Genomic DNA, 468 nt, shown 5'->3' with positions numbered 1-468 from the left:
TCGGAGGGAGCACGTCCATGTCGGGCAACGCGTCGGGCTATCGCACTGAACCAGGAACCGTGCTGAGGCCTTCTCTGCTGAAACTCATCGACGTGATCGAGGAAGAGAACGCCGCCCTCGGTAGACATGACGTCTTGTGCCACGCCGGATTCACCGACCGGGAAAACCAGATCTTGCGCGAAGTCATGGCGGCCCAGCGTTCAGAGGACCCCCGCGAGGCGGCCGAGGCGTGCAGGGGCCTGCTGGAGAGATTGTCGGCGGCACTGCGCACCAATGCCGCGCTGCTCAAGCTGCATATTGGTGCTGTGGGCGAGATGAGTGACATCATCATCAGTGGACTCCGCGACGCGGAATCCGATGGAACATATTCACGCAACCGATCGCCTCGGGGTTGAGGGTAGCAAGCATTGCTGAAACTCGTCGCCATAGGAGTCTGGATAATTGCAGTGACGGCGGGCGCCACGTTTG

Annotated in this window: 1 protein-coding gene; it reads left to right on the top strand. The window is 60.9% G+C overall.

The window, feature by feature from the left end; all coding sequences use genetic code 11:
• Nucleotides 1-395 (top strand): hypothetical protein (locus ACLD7X_RS18795; RefSeq protein WP_411425200.1); only part of this gene is annotated, 395 nt, incomplete at its 5' end.
• Nucleotides 396-468: the final 73 nt, after the last annotated feature.

This window comes from Aphanothece microscopica RSMan92, from assembly GCF_046613545.2.
Lineage (GTDB): Bacteria > Cyanobacteriota > Cyanobacteriia > PCC-6307 > Cyanobiaceae > NIES-981.
This window is presented reverse-complemented; position numbering and strand designations above follow the sequence as displayed.